This is a genomic window from Halarchaeum nitratireducens, assembly GCF_017874695.1.
Classification (GTDB): Archaea; Halobacteriota; Halobacteria; order Halobacteriales; family Halobacteriaceae; genus Halarchaeum; species Halarchaeum nitratireducens.
Genome location: NZ_JAGIKY010000001.1, coordinates 262,440 through 278,824, shown reverse-complemented (window position 1 = coordinate 278,824; position 16,385 = coordinate 262,440). Strand labels below are relative to the sequence as shown.

11 protein-coding genes are annotated in these 16,385 nt (G+C 71.5%); 9 read left to right on the top strand and 2 right to left on the bottom strand.

Annotated features, from left to right (window positions below; translation table 11 throughout):
• The first annotated feature begins 152 nt into the window (after positions 1-152).
• Both mobB and J2754_RS01275 read left to right on the top strand, forming a co-directional pair.
• A complete protein-coding gene (gene mobB / locus J2754_RS01280; protein ID WP_211086462.1) occupies positions 153-1,274 on the top strand; it encodes a molybdopterin-guanine dinucleotide biosynthesis protein B in 1,122 nt (373 codons plus the stop codon).
• 124 nt (positions 1,275-1,398) lie between these two features.
• Positions 1,399-2,013 carry a trimeric intracellular cation channel family protein gene (locus J2754_RS01275; RefSeq protein WP_211086542.1) on the top strand — a complete coding sequence of 205 codons (615 nt, stop codon included), beginning with the start codon at positions 1,399-1,401 and terminating at the stop codon, positions 2,011-2,013.
• A gap of 116 nt (positions 2,014-2,129) precedes the next feature.
• Here J2754_RS01275 and J2754_RS01270 read toward each other — a convergent pair whose 3' ends face one another.
• The gene (locus J2754_RS01270; protein ID WP_211086461.1) at positions 2,130-3,131 is read right to left on the bottom strand and encodes a zinc-binding dehydrogenase; all 1,002 of its coding nucleotides are present in this window, start codon (positions 3,129-3,131) and stop codon (positions 2,130-2,132) included.
• A 179-nt stretch (positions 3,132-3,310) separates the two neighbouring features.
• Here J2754_RS01270 and J2754_RS01265 point away from each other — a divergent pair, with 179 nt between their 5' ends.
• The 7 genes from J2754_RS01265 to J2754_RS01235 all read left to right on the top strand — a co-directional run bounded on the left by J2754_RS01265 (position 3,311) and on the right by J2754_RS01235 (position 11,521).
• On the top strand, positions 3,311-4,414 hold the full coding sequence (locus J2754_RS01265; protein WP_211086460.1) for a Gfo/Idh/MocA family protein: 1,104 nt from the start codon (positions 3,311-3,313) through the stop codon (positions 4,412-4,414).
• 43 nt (positions 4,415-4,457) lie between these two features.
• Positions 4,458-4,973 (top strand): hypothetical protein, encoded by a 516-nt coding sequence (locus tag J2754_RS01260; RefSeq protein ID WP_211086459.1) that lies wholly within the window; start codon positions 4,458-4,460, stop codon positions 4,971-4,973.
• A gap of 752 nt (positions 4,974-5,725) precedes the next feature.
• On the top strand, positions 5,726-7,801 hold the full coding sequence (nasA, locus tag J2754_RS01255) for an assimilatory nitrate reductase NasA (protein ID WP_211086458.1): 2,076 nt from the start codon (positions 5,726-5,728) through the stop codon (positions 7,799-7,801).
• A 245-nt stretch (positions 7,802-8,046) separates the two neighbouring features.
• On the top strand, positions 8,047-9,819 hold the full coding sequence (locus tag J2754_RS01250; RefSeq protein WP_188877074.1) for a nitrite/sulfite reductase: 1,773 nt from the start codon (positions 8,047-8,049) through the stop codon (positions 9,817-9,819).
• Complete coding sequence (locus J2754_RS01245) at positions 9,812-10,039, top strand: hypothetical protein (RefSeq protein WP_188877075.1); 228 nt, start codon at positions 9,812-9,814, stop codon at positions 10,037-10,039. Before J2754_RS01250 ends, J2754_RS01245 begins: the two co-directional genes overlap by 8 nt.
• A gap of 3 nt (positions 10,040-10,042) precedes the next feature.
• Entirely contained in the window at positions 10,043-11,374 is a 1,332-nt protein-coding gene (locus J2754_RS01240; RefSeq protein WP_188877077.1) for an MFS transporter, read from the top strand.
• Entirely contained in the window at positions 11,375-11,521 is a 147-nt protein-coding gene (locus J2754_RS01235) for a hypothetical protein (RefSeq protein ID WP_188877078.1), read from the top strand.
• A 262-nt stretch (positions 11,522-11,783) separates the two neighbouring features.
• Here the strand turns inward: J2754_RS01235 and J2754_RS01230 are convergent, their stop codons facing one another.
• Entirely contained in the window at positions 11,784-16,319 is a 4,536-nt protein-coding gene (locus J2754_RS01230; protein ID WP_188877079.1) for a DUF7997 domain-containing protein, read from the bottom strand.
• Between the last annotated feature and the right edge of the window lie 66 nt (positions 16,320-16,385).

Genomic DNA, 16,385 nt, shown 5'->3' with positions numbered 1-16,385 from the left:
GAGCGGGTCACCGACACGGGCTTCGACGACCGCACGCTACTACGACGGTGACCCGAACGGGGTGCGGTGATCCCACTGCCGGGACCGATCACCGGCCGGGCCCGCCACTGCGGGACGAACGCCTTACCAGCCGCCCCGGCGTACGCGCCCACATGAAGGTCGTGAGCATCGTCGGGGAGAGCGACGCGGGGAAGACCACGCTCGTCGAGCGGCTCGTCGCGGCGTTGGACCGCGCGGGCGCGACCGTCGGGACGGTGAAAGGAATCCACCACGCCGTCGAGCTCGACGATCCCGGCACGGACACCCACCGCCACCGGAGCGCGGGCGCGGCGCGCGTCGTCGGCGTCACCCCCGACCTCACGGCGTCGTTCCGTCCTGTGGGCAAGGCCGACGGCGGCCCGGACGCCGCGCTCGACCGCGCGCTCGCCGAGTTCGGCGAGGATGTCGACGTCGTGCTCGTCGAGGGGTTCTCGGGGTCGGCGCTCCCGAAGATCGTCGTCGGCGACCCCGGCGCGAGCGACTACGCCGGTCCCGAACTCGCACGCGTTCCGGTGCCCGACGACGCGGACGTCGACGCCCTCGCCACGCGGGTGCTGGCGGCGGGCGCGGATCGCGGGACACTACCGGCAGACGGGACGATGGTCGACCTCACGCGCGCGATCGCGGCGGACATGCCGGTCTACCCGGGTGACCCCGAGGTGTCGATCACCCCTGCGGCGACGCACGACGCGGACGGCTATCGTGTCTCCGGGCTCGCGCTCGGGACGCACGCGGGCACGCACGTCGACGCCCCGCGTCACGTCGACCCCGACGGCGCGACCCTCGGCGCGTACGACCTCGCGGACTTCCGCCTCGATGCCCGGCGCGTCGCGGTCGACGCCGACGCCCGCGCGGAAATCGGTCCCGAGCGCTTTCCCGAGCCCGACGACGCCGACGTTCTCGTCGTCGACACGGGGTGGGCCGAGCGGTGGGGGACGCCCGCGTACGCCGATCACCCGTACCTCAGCGCGGACGCCGCGGCGTGGTGCGTCGAACACGACTACCACCTCGCGCTCGATACCTTCGGCCCGGACCCGACGCCGACGGGGAACGCCGATCCCTCGGAGCCGACCGGCGTGCCCGCCCACGAGCGCCTGCTCGGAGCGGGGAAACTCGTCTTCGAGAACCTCGCGGGCCTCGACGTCCTCCCGCCTCGGTTCACCCTGCGGGCGTATCCCCTCAAGGTCGACGCGGACGGCGCACCGGTCCGGGCCGTCGCCGAGCTCACGGACTGAGGCGGTCGTGCGGCCGCGCCCGCGACGACGAGCGCGGAGCGGTGGTCTCAATACCGCTCGTCCACGTCCTTCGGACGTGCTGTCGGACGCCCTCGCCGCCCTGCCGGTCCGCCCCTTCGCCGTGATGAACGCCGTCGGCCTCGTCGCGTTCGCGCTCGTCGGCGCGACGAAGGCGATCCGCGAGGAGTTCGACCTGTTCGGCGTCACCGTCGTCGGCCTCGCCACGGCGTTCGCCGGCGGGGCGACGCGCGACCTCCTCGTCGGGCGCGTCCCGCTCGTCCTCCGGTCGTTCGGCGAGATCTCGCTCGCGCTCGTCGGCGTCGCGCTCGCCGTCGGCGCGTACGTCGCCCTCGACGCCGCGGACGAGCACCCCGCGACGCTCGTCTCGGACGCGATCGGGCTCGCGGCGTTCGCCACCACGGGCGCGATCGTCGCGACGAACGCGGGCGTCTCGGGGTTCGGCGTCATCACCGTCGCGACGATCAACGCCGTCGGCGGCGGCGCGCTCGCCGATCTCCTCCTCGGTCGCCAGCCGTTCGTCCTCTTCGACGACTTCTACGCCAGCTGTGCGGTCATCGGCGGTGCGGCGTACTGGCTGTCCGCGGGCGTCGGCGGCCATCCCCGTACAGCGGCCGCGGTCTGTGCGGGCGTCACCGTCTGCGCGCGGCTCCTCGCCGTCTCGCTCGACTGGCACCTCCCGACGGCCCAACGCCTCGGCCGCCGCTGGCGTCGCCGCTGACGGGCCGCTAGATGGGGCCGTTTCACCCCGTTTCGTCCGCGGTCAGTCACACCGCCGTATTCGACCGAGCTACCGCATTCGGGGCGACGATACTGCGGACGGGGCGGTGTGGGGCCTCACTCGTTCACGAGGAGGATCTTCCCGCGGAAGTCGCCCGCCTCGGCGCGCCGGTGCGCTTCGGCGACGTCCGCGAACGCGAAGCGTTCGTCGACGTGTGGCGCGAGCGCACCGTCGTCGACGAGCGCCGCGATGTCCGCGAGCTCCTCGCCGATGCGTTCCCGTCCCTCGCCGAGGAGGACGGGGAGGATGACGAGCACGACGCCCAGTTCGAGCGACTTCGCGTGCATCGGCGCGAGCGAGAGCGACTCCGCGGCGCTGGACTCCGTCGTCGCGACCGCCCCGTAGGGGCGGACGGCCTCGAAGGCGGTTTCGAGGTGGTCGTCGCCGACCGGATCGAAGACGACGTCGAAGCCGCCGCTCGCGTGGTCCTCCACGTACGTCTCGACGTCCGTCGTCGTGTAGTCGACGGTCGCGTCGGCACCGAGCGTCGCCGCGAAGTCGCGCTTCGCGGCCGTCGATCCCGTCGCCGTCACCTCGCAGCCGAACCAGTCGGCGAGCTGGACGCCGATGTGTCCGACGCCGCCGCTCGCGCCGTAGACGAGCACCTCGTCCCCGAGGCCGACGTCGGCCTTGTCGGTCAGCATCTCCCACGCGGTCAGAGCGACGACCGGGAGCGCGGCGGCGTCCGCGAGCGGGATCGACGACGGCGCGTCCGCGAACGTCCCCGCGTGGCCGACGACGTAGTCCGCGAGCGCGCCCTGTCGGCCCGCCCCGCCCGGCATGCCGTACACCTCGTCGCCGACGTCGAACGCCTCGACGCCCTCGCCGACCGCGTCGACGACGCCCGAGACGTCGCAGCCGAGCGTCGCCGGGAGCGACGGCGCGAAATCCGGGATGTCGCCCCGGCGGATCTTGTAGTCGACGGGGTTGACGCTCGACGCCTCGACCGCGACGCGGATCTCGCCCGGGCCGGGGTCGGGGACGGGGACCGTGTCGGTCTCGAAGGCGTCCGCGTCGCCGTACGCCGCGATCCGGTGTGCCGTCATCTCTGTGGGCATACACGCGGCTTCGGTCTCTCGTTCGGAATACGTGGCGGTCCCGGCGACCGATGCGCATTCTCGGGACGGCGTCGGCCGAGGGGCTCCGTTCTGCTCTCCTCTCCCCCGACACACCTCACGATCCCGGACTCGGCGCCCGCGTGCGCCACCTTGAGGCTCCCCCGGACGCACGGGACCGTATGGGTACTGATACGCTCTCCGTCGGCGTCCTCGGCTACGGCTTCATGGGGAAGGCGCACGCGAACGCGCTCGGACGACTCCCGCTGTTCTTCCCGGACGCGCCCGACGTCTCCCTCGACGTGCTCTGCGGCCGCGACGCCGACGCGGCGCGCGAGGCCGCGGACCGCTTCGGCTTCGCCGACGTCGAGACCGACTGGCGGGACGCGATCGCGCGCGTCGACGTCTTCTACAACCTCGGACCGAACGACGTCCACGTCGACCCGTCGATCCGCGCGCTTGACGAGGGCGTCCACGTCCTCTGCGAGAAGCCGCTCGCGCCGACGCTCGACGGCGCCGAGCGGATGGCCGAGGCCGCGGCCCGAAGCGACGCCGTCGCCGCGACCGCGTTCAACTACCGCTTCGTCCCCGCGATCGAGTACGCGCGGCGGCTGATCGCGGACGGCGTCCTCGGCGAGATCAGACACGTCCGCGCCCGCTACCTCCAGGACTGGCTCGTCGATCCGGACGCACCGTGGTCGTGGCGTCTCGACGCCGACAGCGCGGGGACGGGCGCGCTCGGCGACCTCGGCGCACACAGCATCGATCTCGTCCAGTTCCTCGTCGACGACGTGACGGCAGTCAGCGGCCAGTGTACGACGTACGTGGACGAGCGGCCCGACGACGACGGCCGCCTCCGATCGGTCACGGTCGACGACGCGTTCAGCGCGCAGGCGACGCTCGCGTGCGGCGCGACGGCGACGTTCGAGGCGACGCGCTGTGCGACCGGCCACAAGAACACGAACGCGATCGAGGTCGAGGGCACCGAGGGCGCGATCCGCTTCGACCTCGAACGGCTCAACGAACTCGACGTGCTCCGCGGCGACGACCGCGGCTTCGAGACGGTGCTCGTCACGGACCCGGACGACCCCTACGTCGAGCACTGGTGGCCGCCGGGTCACACGATCGGATGGGAGCACACGTTCGTCCACGAGAACGCCGCGTTCCTCCGCGCGGCGGCCGACGGCGACGACTACGACCCGGACTTCGGGACGGGGCGGGACGTCCAGCGCGTCGTCGACGCGATCCAGCGGAGCGACGAGCGCCGCGAGTGGGTGTCGCTCTAGCGGGGCGCTTACGGCGTCGCGGACCGAACGGACAGTCGTACCGATGTCGATGTGGACGGACGGACGGACCGAACGGACCGCGCGGATCGCCGCGGCCCTCGCCCTCTGCACGCTGGCGGCGTGCGCGCTCCTCGGCGGCGCGAGCGCGGCGCTCCCCGAGCACGGATCGGCCGAGTCGGTGGGGATCGACGGCGTCACGACGAACGGAACGGCGACGAACGGAACGACGAACGGGACGACGACGAACGGGACAGCGACGAACGGGACGACGACCGGCACGTCTCTCGTCGTCCGCGGCGTGACGAACCGACAGCCGGACGAGGCGGCGGTGTTGCTCTCGCTTCGCGCGACGAACGGGACGGCGACCCGCCTGACGAGCGCCCAGACGTGGGGCTGGGACGGCGAGTGGACGGCGGCGTTCGACCTCGACGGCGTGCCACCCGGCGTCTACCGCGTCGAGGCGACGACGGGGGACGACACCGACGTCGAGTACGTCCGGCTCGGGGCGTCCGATGCGAGAGCAGACGCGAACGAGACGGACGTGGGCGCCGCGCGCTGACCCCGCACCTGCACGCGTCGGCGCTCCCGCCACAGACGAACGCGATAGTAGGGGGTGCGTCGCGAGTGCGACGTGGTCGGTGACGGCGAAGCGGGCGAGAGTGCAGCCGCTGGCGAACGGGCTGTCGAGGACGCGTCGGATTGACACCTGATCCGTCGGTGAACGCGCGGTCGGCGGACACTCGTCGCTCGGCGGGACGAACGATGGGGCCGGGGTGGTGCGCCCTCGACCCCGGATGGGTAACACGTGTGGTGCACGGCCCGGAGTCCGAACGGGGCTCCCGGAGTCTCACCGTATCCGTCCGTGCTGGCTCTATGTCGTTCTCACGACACGAAGGTAATAAGCGTGTCGCTCGTTTCGCCTCCCGAGTGTCGTCGCCGGGTGGCCACGCATGTTACCGGTAGGCGTTCGAGTTACTACGTGGGCGGAGTAGCGGACGCCAGATGTCCGTCTATGCGCCCGGGAGCGCCGCTATCGGCCGTTCGACGGGACAGACCAGACCGTCGAGGCGAAGGTCCAGCGCGCGCTGGAGATCGGCGCGGCGCACCTCGATCTCTCCGCGGAGTCGGCGCGAGCGCCGCGCTGAGCGAGCGCGCGCCGCACCGGTCACCAGACCCAGATAAAATGGACGATCACAAACGAGTAATTTCTTATATCGTAAACACGATTGAGATTACGATGGTGAGTGGGACATACGTCTCGGAGAGACCGGATTGGGTGGACGTTTCTGTATCGAACCGTCGGGGGCGGCGATGACTGGGTGGGTCCCGACGACGTGCATGCGGTGTGCGGTCGGGTGCGGCCACCTCCAGCGCGGCGCGGACCTCGGCAACGGGGTCGACTCCGTACGCGGCGACGCGGGACACCCGACGAACCGCGGCCTCGCCTGCCAGCGCGGGGTCAGCGAGACCGCGGATCCGGACGCGACGTTCCTCACGCGTCCGCTCGTCCGGCGCGACGGCGAACTCGTCTCGACGACGTGGGACGTCGCGCTCGGGAAGGTCACGGAGGCGATGCGGGTGGCGCGCGAGCGCGACCCCGACTCGATCGGGGTGTTGGGGAGCGGCCAGCAGACGAACGAGGCGGCGTACGCCCTCGGGAAAGCCGCGCGCGGCGCGATCGGAACGCGACAGTACGACGCGAACACGACGCTCTGCATGGCGTCCGCCGTGACCGCCTACTACGACGCGTTCGGGAGCGACGCGCCGCCGTGTAGCTACGCGGACGTCCCGGAGGCCGAGAGTCACGTCGTGTGGGGGGCGAACCCAGCCGTCGCCCACCCCGTGTTCTTCCGGTGGGTGACGGACAGCGCGCGCGACGGGGAACTGATCGTCGTCGACCCCGTGGAGACCGAGACCGCCGAGACCGCGGACGTCCACGTCCGGCCCGACCCGGGGGCGGATCTGACGCTCGCCCGCGCGGTGCTCGCGTGCGTCGTCGAGACCGGCCGGGTCGACGAGGCGTTCGTCGACGCGCACACCGTGGGGTTCGACGCCGCGATCGCGGACCTTCCAGATGTCGATGCGGCCTGCGAGGCGGCGGGCGTCGAGCGCCGCGACGTCGAGGCGCTGGCGTCGGCCCTCGACGCGAAGACCCTCCTCTACTGGGGGATGGGCGTCAATCAGAGCACGCGCGGGACGGCGACGGCGGGCGCGCTGATCGACCTCTGTCTCGCCACCGGCAACCTCGGGGAGGGGACCGGCCCCTTTTCGCTCACCGGGCAGGCGAACTCGATGGGGACGCGGGTCTGCTCGTCGAAGGGCGGCTGGCCGGGGATGCGCGACTACGATGACCCGGACGCGCGCGCCGAGGTCGCGGACGCGTGGGGGATCGACGTCGCGCGCCTCCCCGACGACTCCGGGCCGGGCCCGGTCGACATGTTCGAGGCGGTCGGCGACTCGATCGACGTGCTGTGGACGGTGGCGACGAACCCGGCGGCGGGGCTCCCGAACGCCGCGGACGCCGCCGAGCGATTGGACGACGTCTTCCTCGTCGCACAGGACGCCTTCCACACGGAGACGGTCGAGCATGCGGACGTCGTTCTGCCGGCCGCGACGTGGGGCGAGAGCGAGGGCACGACGACGAACATGGAACGGACGGTCTCGCGCGTCCGCGCCGTCACGGACCTCCCGGCGGGCGTCCGGACCGACCTCGACGTCATCGCAGCGGTCGCTAACGGCGTGCGCCGCGGCACGTTCGAGCGCCACCCCGAGCCCGCGGCCGTCTTCGACGAGATGACGGCGCTGACGGCCGGGGCGCCCGCCGATCTCTCCGGGCTCTCCTACGACCGCCTCGACGACGAGGGCGCGGTGCGCTGGCCCGCCCCGGACGCGGAGACGTCGGTCGCCTACCGCTACCGCGACGGCGACGGCTGGGCGTTCGAGACGCGGAGCGGGGACGCGCGCTTCTCGACGGGCGCGCCGACGGACGATCTCCCCGAACCGACGACCGACGCGTACCCGTTGACGCTCACCACCGGCCGAGAGAGCGACGGCTACAACACGGGCGTCCGCTCGCGCGGCGGCGACACGGCGATCCCCACGGTCCGGGCGAACCCCGCGGACGCCGCGGACGGCGATCGCGTGACCGTCGAGACCAGACGCGGATCGGTGGCGGCGGTCGTCGCGGCGGACTCCGCGGTGCCGCCGGGCGTCCTCTGGCTCTCTATCCATCACCCCGCGACGAACCGGCTCACGCTCCCGGCCGTCGATCCGCGCTCCGCGGAGCCGAACTACAAGCAGTGCGCGGCCCGCCTCGTCCCGCGAACGGACGGCGCGGACGTGCCCGAGACGAGCGACGCCGGCGCGGCGAGCGAGGCCTCCGACTGACGCGACACTCCGTTCGCCGCGACGGCTCGCACGCCCTCTTTAGGGTGACGAATGACTAGGAATATCCAGATATCGTAATCGAATGATCTCCTGATGGCGGTTCTTGTTGACGACCTTAGTCTGATTTAGGGTATTGATGTAATTCACTCACAACCTTTTTCACTTCCCGTCAGTCACACTGTAATCGAATACAGACAAATTTCGTCCACTTCTAACGGTATGAAGTGGCCATACGACTCACAACAATGGCAAACTACAAAGAGGACGTCAAATCGGAGATGTACGGTGACGCGGTGCGGGAGAAGATCGAGGAGTTCGCGGAGCGGGGGTGGGAGGCGATCCCCGAGGACGAGCGCGAGGAGTGGTTCACGCGCTTCAAGTTCTGGGGGGTGTTCCACCAGCGGGACGGACAGGAGAGCTACTTCATGATGCGGTTGAACAACTGCGGGGGCGTTCTCGAACCCGAGCAGTTACGCGCGATCGCGGAAGTCGCCGACGAGTACGCCCGCGGTCCCGCGGAGAACCCCCGGTGGGGGAACGGGTGGGTCGACTACACGACGCGTCAGTCGATCCAGCTCCACTGGCTGAAACTCGAGGACATCCCCGCGATCTGGGGGAAGCTGGAGGCCGTCGGCGTCTCCAGTCGCTCCGCCGGCGGCGACACGATGCGGAACATCTCGGGGTGTCCCGTCGCCGGGAAGGACGCCGACGAGTACGTCCCGACGCGCGACCTCCTCGACGAGATCGAGGAGGGCATCCGCGGCGACGACGACCTCGCCAACCTCCCGCGGAAGTTCAACATCTCGGTGACGGGCTGTAAGGTGGGCTGTGCGCAGGACTCGATCAACGACGTGGCCCTGGAGCCCGCCCACCGCCCGGTCGACGGCGAGCACACGAGGGGGTTCAACGTCCGCGTCGGCGGCGGCCTCGGCGGGCGCGAACCGCGGAAGGCGCGTCCCCTCGATCTCTTCGTCACGCCCGAGCACGCCTACGAGACCGTCAGGGCGTTCGTCGAACTCTACTGCGAGGAGGGTAACAGGCAGAACCGGAACGAGAACCGCGCGCGCTTCTTCGTCGACGAGTGGGGGACGGAGGCGATCCGCGAGGAGCTCGACGAGCGCCTCGATTTCGAGTTGCTGCACGCCGGCACCGACTTCCGCGGCGAGTACACCTACAACGCCGGGAAGCGCGACGCCGAGGGCCGACACGACCACGTCGGCGTCCACGATCAGACCGACGAGCGCAGCTACGTCGGCCTCTCCGTCCCGGTCGGCCGGATGCCCGCGGCGGACGCGCTCGCGCTCGCAGACCTCGCTGATCGCTACGGGAGCGGCGAGATTCGGCTCTCGCGCCGGCAGAACCCGCTCGTCATGGACGTCCCGGACGAGCGCGTCGCCGACCTGCTCGATGAGCCCCTCCTGGAGACCTATTCGCCGGATCCGAGCGTCTTCGCGCGCGGCGGGATGGCGTGTACGGGCACGGAGTTCTGCTCCATCGCGCTCGCGGAGACGAAGACCCGGATGGCGGAGACGCTGGGGTGGCTCCAGCGCAACGTCGAGGTCCCGGACGACGTGACGCAGCTGAAGATCCACTGCTCGGGGTGTACGGCGGACTGCGGGCAGGCGATGAGCGCCGACATCGGCCTCCAGGGGATGCGCGCGCGCAAGGACGGCGAGATGGTGGAGGCGATGGACGTCGGCGTCGGCGGCGGCATCGGCCGGGAGCCGACGTTCATCGATTGGATCCACCAGCGCGTCCCGGCCGACGAGGTGCCCGGCCTCCTCAAGAACGTCATCGAGACGTACGCCGAGATGCGCAACGACGGCCAGACGTTCCGCGAGTGGGTCGAGGCGACGGGCCACGAGACCATCGCGGAGCTCGCCGAGCCCGAGGAGACCGACTACGCCGATCCGTGTCTCACCGACGCCAAACAGGCGTGGTACCCCTTCGCGGAGGGCGACGGGCCGGCGCCGACGGACGCCGAGGGTACCCCGATCGAGGTGGGGGGCGATGACTGACGGCGAGCGCGCCGGTCGGCGGTACGACCGCGACGTGACGGCGGCCCGCGACGGATCGACGCGGCGCGCGGACGCCGAGAGCGGCGACTCACCGGGTGGCGACCCGGGTCTCGGCGGTGACGCCGCGCGCGTGGGTCCGACGGCCCGTCCGGCCGAGCTCACGGCCGAGGAGCACGACGCGTACTACCTCACCGACCCGGGGGACACGGAGGTGCACTGACGCGTGCAGGAGAAGACCGAACAACTCATCATCGCCACCGTCGGGTTCTTCTGGGCGTTCCTGATGTGGTTCTCGACGGCGGCGTTCAGCACCTCCATTTCGAGCGCGTTCACCCTCACGACGGGCGGGCTGGCGCTGCTCGCGTCGAGCGCGCTCTGGCTCGCCCCGCCCGGCCGCGTCGCCGCTGGATGGGCGGCCGACCGCTTCGGAGCGCACAACATCTTCGCGTTCATCCTCGCCTACTCGGGACTGATGAGCGTCGCCTCCGCGTTCGCCGTGAACTACGACGTCCTCTTCGTCGAGCGGCTGATCGTCGCCTCCGCGGGGATCAGCTTCGTCGTCGGGATCCAGCACGTCTCGCAGTGGTTCGACTCCCACGAGATCGGGACCGCGGAGGGGATCTACGCGGGCACGGGGAACGCCGGCGCGGGCGTCGGCGCGCTCGTCCTCCCGCGGCTCTACGGGACGAACTTCGATCAGGCGTTCCTCCACCTCGGGATCGTCGCGCTCCTGATCGCCGCCGTCTACAAGTGGCGCGGGAGGCCCGCGAAGGACCGCGCGACCGCGGAGACGGCGCGCGCGAACTCGAATCTGAAGTCCACGCTCTACGTCTGGACGCGCTTCGCCGCCATCGGCCTCATGCTCGCGTACGCGATGTCGTTCGGCCTCGAAATCGCCATGAACTCGTGGCTCCCGACCTACTACGCGACCGGGTTCGGGGACGCGATCGCCGGCCTCGGCTTCACGGGCGTCGCCGCGATCCAGACCGCCGCGGGGACGTTCGCGGCCGTCCAGTCGTTCAACGCGTCGCTCTTCCGGCCGTTCTCGGGTTACATGTCCGACCTCTGGCAGCGCAAGGGGTGGACGCCGTACCCCTTCCTCTCGGTCGAGCAGGGGTACGCCCCGCGCGTCCACTGGCTGTTCACCGCGCTCTGTCTGATCATCGCGTCCCTGTGCGCGCTCAGCGTCGCCGGCTACCTCGGCGTCCTCCCGCTCTCCGTCGTCATTCTCGCGGGGTTCGGGGTCTGCGTGAGTTTCGGGACGGGAGGCGTCTTCGCGATCGTCCCCGTGATGTTCGAGGAGCGTCCCGGCGTCGCCGCGGGGTTCGTCGGGGGCGTCTCGACCGCCGGCGGCATCGTCTACCCGCTTGCGTTCGGCTGGATGCCGAACATCCACAGCGGGTACGCACTCGTCGCCATCGGGCTCTTCGTGCCGTTCACGCTGTTCTACGTCTGGGCGATGCGCTCCGATCGGGGGCTGTCCACGCACGGCATCGGCTCGCGGGAACGCTGGCTCGGCCCCAGCACCGAGACCGCCCCCGGGGGTGACGACTGAATGACCGACGCCGACGTCGACCCGGCGCGCGAACCCTGGTACCGCTGGGGCCGGCGCGTCCTCTACGCCGAGATGCTGATCGCGGTGCTCGTCACCGTCTTCTCGCTCTCCCTCGCGTTCATGGGACAGGCGGGCTACATCGCGTAGGCACGCCCCCGCTCCCATCGTGGGTCGATACCCGTACCCGTCCCGCACCCGGTATCCGATACGCGTCTCTCGGATCCGGTGGGTCGACGCCGCCACGGCGTTCTGTCCGGAATAGCGACGCACAGCGATCGCCGACCGGTTGAGCAGATCCGTGACACTGCCCCCGCACTCGGAGCGGCGCTTCCGAGACCGGCGGCGTCACCGCCGTGGTCGACGCCGTGCCGGGGGGCGACGCCACGGCCGTCCCGACGCCGTCACCCGCTCACAGCGTTCGGCGGTGGACCGTAGTCGCCGCGGTCTCCAGCTCTGTGTCGTCCGCCGCCGCGACCGTGACGTGCCCCCCGTCGTGGGTGGCCTCGACCGTCGCCTCGAACGCGCCGTCGCTCGGCGTGACGACGGCCGCGTCCACGGGCGTCCGTATCGCCACGCGTTCGCCCGTCGTCCGCCCGGAGACGCGGAGCTCGCCGCCCTGAACGTGCGTGGTGACGTCGAGCGTCGGCCCCGCGGCCTCGTGGAGACCGCGATCGCGGTAGCGGCGCTCGACGACCGCCGGGGTCTCGACGGGTTCGCCCGCGTCGATCCCGTGCGCCAAGCGGACGTACTGCGCCATCGCCCACGCGAGCGGCGTCGCCGACCCCGTGCCCTCGCCGAACGCCCAGTCGTACCCCGTCCCGTACTCCCGGTCCCAGACCTGCTCGGCGATCATCCGCCCGGGGTTGGCGAACTCCTGCATCGCGCGCAGACAGCCCGCGGGATCGACGTCCGTCCCGGCGCTCGGCGCGTCCGCGAGCAGTTCGTACTCGCCGCGCTCCCCGGTGAGGAGCGGCCAGAGACGCCCCTTGCCGGCGTTCTCGGCCGACCACGGACCGCCCTGGTCGCCGGTCGCGCGCTCGCCGTAGCCGTCGCCGTTGTACCGGTAGAAGCCGGGTGCGGAATCGGCCTCGACCCGAATGGAGCGATCGACGGCCGCGATCGAGTTCTCGATCGTCGGATCGTCGGCCGGCAGGACGCCGAGCCGGACGAGTTCGAGGAATCCCGCGTCGATGATGTCGCGCTCGTCGAGCGTCGGCCCGCCGTTCGCCAGCGTCCGGTAGTGGCCGGCGTCGGGGTCGCCGTCGCGCGTCACGCGGACGTAGTAGGGGGTCTCCGGGTGACGCGCCGTCCCCGTCTCCGTCGCCGTCCACGACTCGACGTTCGCCGCCCAGTCGTCCGCGAGCGCCAGCCAGCAGAGCGCGTCGGCCGCGTGCCCCGCGTCGTCCGCCAGCATCGCCGCGCACGCCAACCCAGCGATCTCGGTGGCGATCGACGACGGCGAATACCCCGACTCCTCCTCCCAGCGTTCCTGGGCCGTCGAAGGGCCGTTTCGCGCGACGTAATCCGCCGAGCGACGGACGTTCTCGTAGCCGTAGGGAACGTCGTCGAAGTCGAAGCCGGCCTCGCGGAGCTGATACGCCATCACCTGCGGGAAGGAGATGTTGTCCATCTGCTCGCCGCCCCAGCGCGTCGTCCCGTTGACGTAGGTGTTCTGCGGGATGAACCCCGCCTCGTCCTGCTGGTACTCGTAGATGTACGCGAGTTGGTCGACGGCGATGTCGTGGAAGCCGACGGTGTCGAAGACCGTGAACACCTGGTAGAGGTCGCGCGACCAGACGAAGTTGTAACCGTACCCCTTGGGCTCGTCCGCGACCACCGCCTGCCCCCACGGGACGGACGGCGAGGCGATGGACGCGCCCGCGTACGTCTTGTCCTCGACCGCGAGGAGACACATCAGCGCCGCGTCGTACTGCGCTTCGAGCTCGTAGTCGCCGCGGACGGACGCGGGCGTGTCAGTGCCCGCGAGCGCGGAGCGCCACGTCCCGACGTACGACTCGCGCACCGTCTCGAAGCCGCGTTCGAGGGCGCCGTTCGCCTCCCCGAGCGCGGCCGCAGTGTTCGCCTGCTCCGCGAACCCGAGCGCGACCGTCTCCTCGATCGACGATCCCGATCCGACCTTCCCGACCAACACGACGTTCCCGTCGGTGACGGACGACCGCCCGTCGGGGATCGCCCCGTCGAAGAGGTCGGCGAGGCGGTCGCTTCCGGCGGCGTCGACGGTCGCCCAGTCGAAGCGGCCGGTCGTCGCCAGCGCGAGCGCCACCGAGTACGCCTCGCCATTCTCGTCGACGAGGAGCGGATCCGGCGCGTCGGCCGCGTAGGTCGCCCGCTCGCTCGCGACGAGGTTGTAACTGCCGGCCTCGCCGACGCGGAGGCCGCTGACGTCGTCGGCGACGTCGCCGAGGGAGAGGTCCGCCACCGAGAACACGTCGTACGTGGCGCCGTCCGCCGCCTCGAAGGTCACGTCCGCGACGACGGCGTCGTGATCCGTGTCGACCGCGTACTCGACCGTCAGCGTCCACTCGTGGCCGTCACCGACGTCGTCGGCCACGAACACGTGCCGGTAGAGGAGGGCGTCGTCCGCGACGGGCTCGACCCGGCGGAGGACCGCGTCGGTCTCCTCGCCCCGGCGCGTGTGCGTCCGCACCGTGTAGCCGTCGTCCCGGCACCGGACGAGGAAGTCCATCGTCCGCAGGTTCATCACGTCGATGCGCGGGAACCGCGCCTCCGTCAGTGCCCCCTCCGTGAGGGTGAACCACACCCGCGAGGGCTCCGCCGCGTCGTGGTCCGCGGGCGTGCACAGCCCGTGTTTCTCGCCCGTCGTCCACCGGGGACGCTCGGGCGGCGTGACGGCCTCCGTGGCCGGCGCGGGGAGCGCGCCCGCGTCGTCGAGGAGCGCCATCGCGTGCAGTCGGAGCGCGTGCGACCAGCCGAGCGGCGTCGCGCTGTCCGCCGTGCCGTCGTCGTACACCTGCTCCGCGAGGTAGCCGGCGTCGGTGGCGAACGGGCCGTCCGCGCCGAGCAGTTCGTAGAGTCCCCCCGCCCGTTCGAGGAACCCCGCGCCGCCCTGTCCGCGCTCGGTGAGGAGGACGCCGAGCCGCGCCGCCGCGACCGCGCCGAGCCCGGTGGCGACCGACCACACCTTCGGCGACGACTGGTTCGCCGCCCGCCAGTCGTCGCCCTCGTAGCGGATCAATCCCGCGACGTCGCTCCCCGGCGGATCGCGGAACAGCCCGCTCAGCGCCGCATCGACGTGGCGCGCGAGCCGACCGACCTGTCGCTCCGACACCGCGATTCCGGACGCGTCCTCGCACGCGACGACCGCCTCGACGAGCGCGAGCGAGGCCGCGTCGAGGCGGTCGTCCAGGTCGCCGTCGATGAGCCGCATCCCGTAGCGCTCGTGCTCCGCGTCCCACAGGTGATCGAGGCCGTCGAGGACCGTCGCCGCGCCCTCGCGGGCGCGCGTCGCCACGTCCTCCGGGACGGGCGCGGCCGCGATCGTCGCGTACGCCTCCGCGAACGTCGCCGCGGTGTGCGCGAACTGGCCGACGGCGTTCTCCCACGCGTTCTGACAGCGCTCCGGGAGCCCGTTCTCGGCGAGGCCGTCGTCGAGCGCGTCGAGCGCGTCCCCGATCGACTCCCGGATCGCCGCCGCCACCGGCGCGTCGAGCGCGTCGCCGCGCTCGGTGAGCACCGTCGCTAAGAACGCCGCGACGGTCGCCGTCTGGTCGGCCTGATACTCGTGCGAGCGTCGCTTGCGCTCGACCTTCGCGTTCGCCCATCCGGGGGCGAGCGAGCCGTCGGTCGCCCACACGCGGTGGGGCCACGTGCCGTCCGCGAGCTGCGTCTCGCAGTAGAAGAGCGCGGATTGGACGGGATCCGCGCCCGTCCCGATGTCGAGGCGATCGCCCGCGTCCAGCAGACGACGCGACACCTCCGCGTCGTCGCGGAACCAGACGTAGCCGTACCCCCCGCTGTTGGCGTAGAAGGGGTCGAACTCGGGGCCGGCGATGCGGCCCCCGGTCGGCCCTTCGAGGAGGTCGACGACGCGCAGGTCGGCGCGCACCGATCCCGCGCGCGGCACGTCCTCCGGGACGCTGATCGGCGTCCGCGCGATCGCGGCCTCGCGGAGGCTCGCCGCGCTCTCGTGGTTCCTCGCGCACGCCCGGAGGTCAGTGAGCGCCGTCTCCCGGTCGATGTCGTCGTGATCGGAGAGCTGCGTGACGAGCGTCGTCCGAACGCCGCGGCCCTCGCGTTCGAGGGGCGCGGTGACGACGAAGTTCCCGCTCAGACGCGTCTCGTCGTAGGGTTCGACGCCGCCGCGGGGGAACGACACCGGGGCGTCGTCGACGATCTCCGCGAAGCGCTCCGGGCGCTGCCCGCGCACGTCGCGCAGTCCCGTCGAGGCCGTCACGTAGTCGTGCTCGCGTCGGTGGAACACCTCGAGCGCCTGCGACCCGTCCGGGCCGCCGTTCTCGTGGACGAGCGCGCCGACGCGGCCCTCGCGGCCCTCCGGGGCCGCCGTCAGGAACGCGACGAGCCGGCTCTCCGCCGGCACGACGCCGCGGAGCTCGACGTGCGTCACGTGCGCGCGCCCGAGCGTGAGGTCGAACTGGTGGACGGTGAAGCCGTCGGCGTCGAACTCGGTCTCGACGAGCCGCGTCCCGCGGTAGTAGTGCTGGCGGAGGACGTCGAGCTCGTCGAACCAGTACGTCCGATCGGCCGTTTCGATGCCGAACCGCGATCGGTCGATCCCGTGCAACCCGGAGAGCGCGTCCGAGTAGTCGCGGAGCGCGCCCGACGGCGAGACGTGGACGAGGCGGTCCCCGTGTCCCGAGAACGCCCCCGTCGTCGTCCGCGTTTCCTCCGGGAACCGCTCGTCGTGTTGGCGCTTGTACTCGTTCAGCGCCGTTGTCAACCGCATGCGACTACCACCCACGCCGACTACATAAGTAGTTCTCCCGGCCGGCGGACCGTAATTGGTTAACCG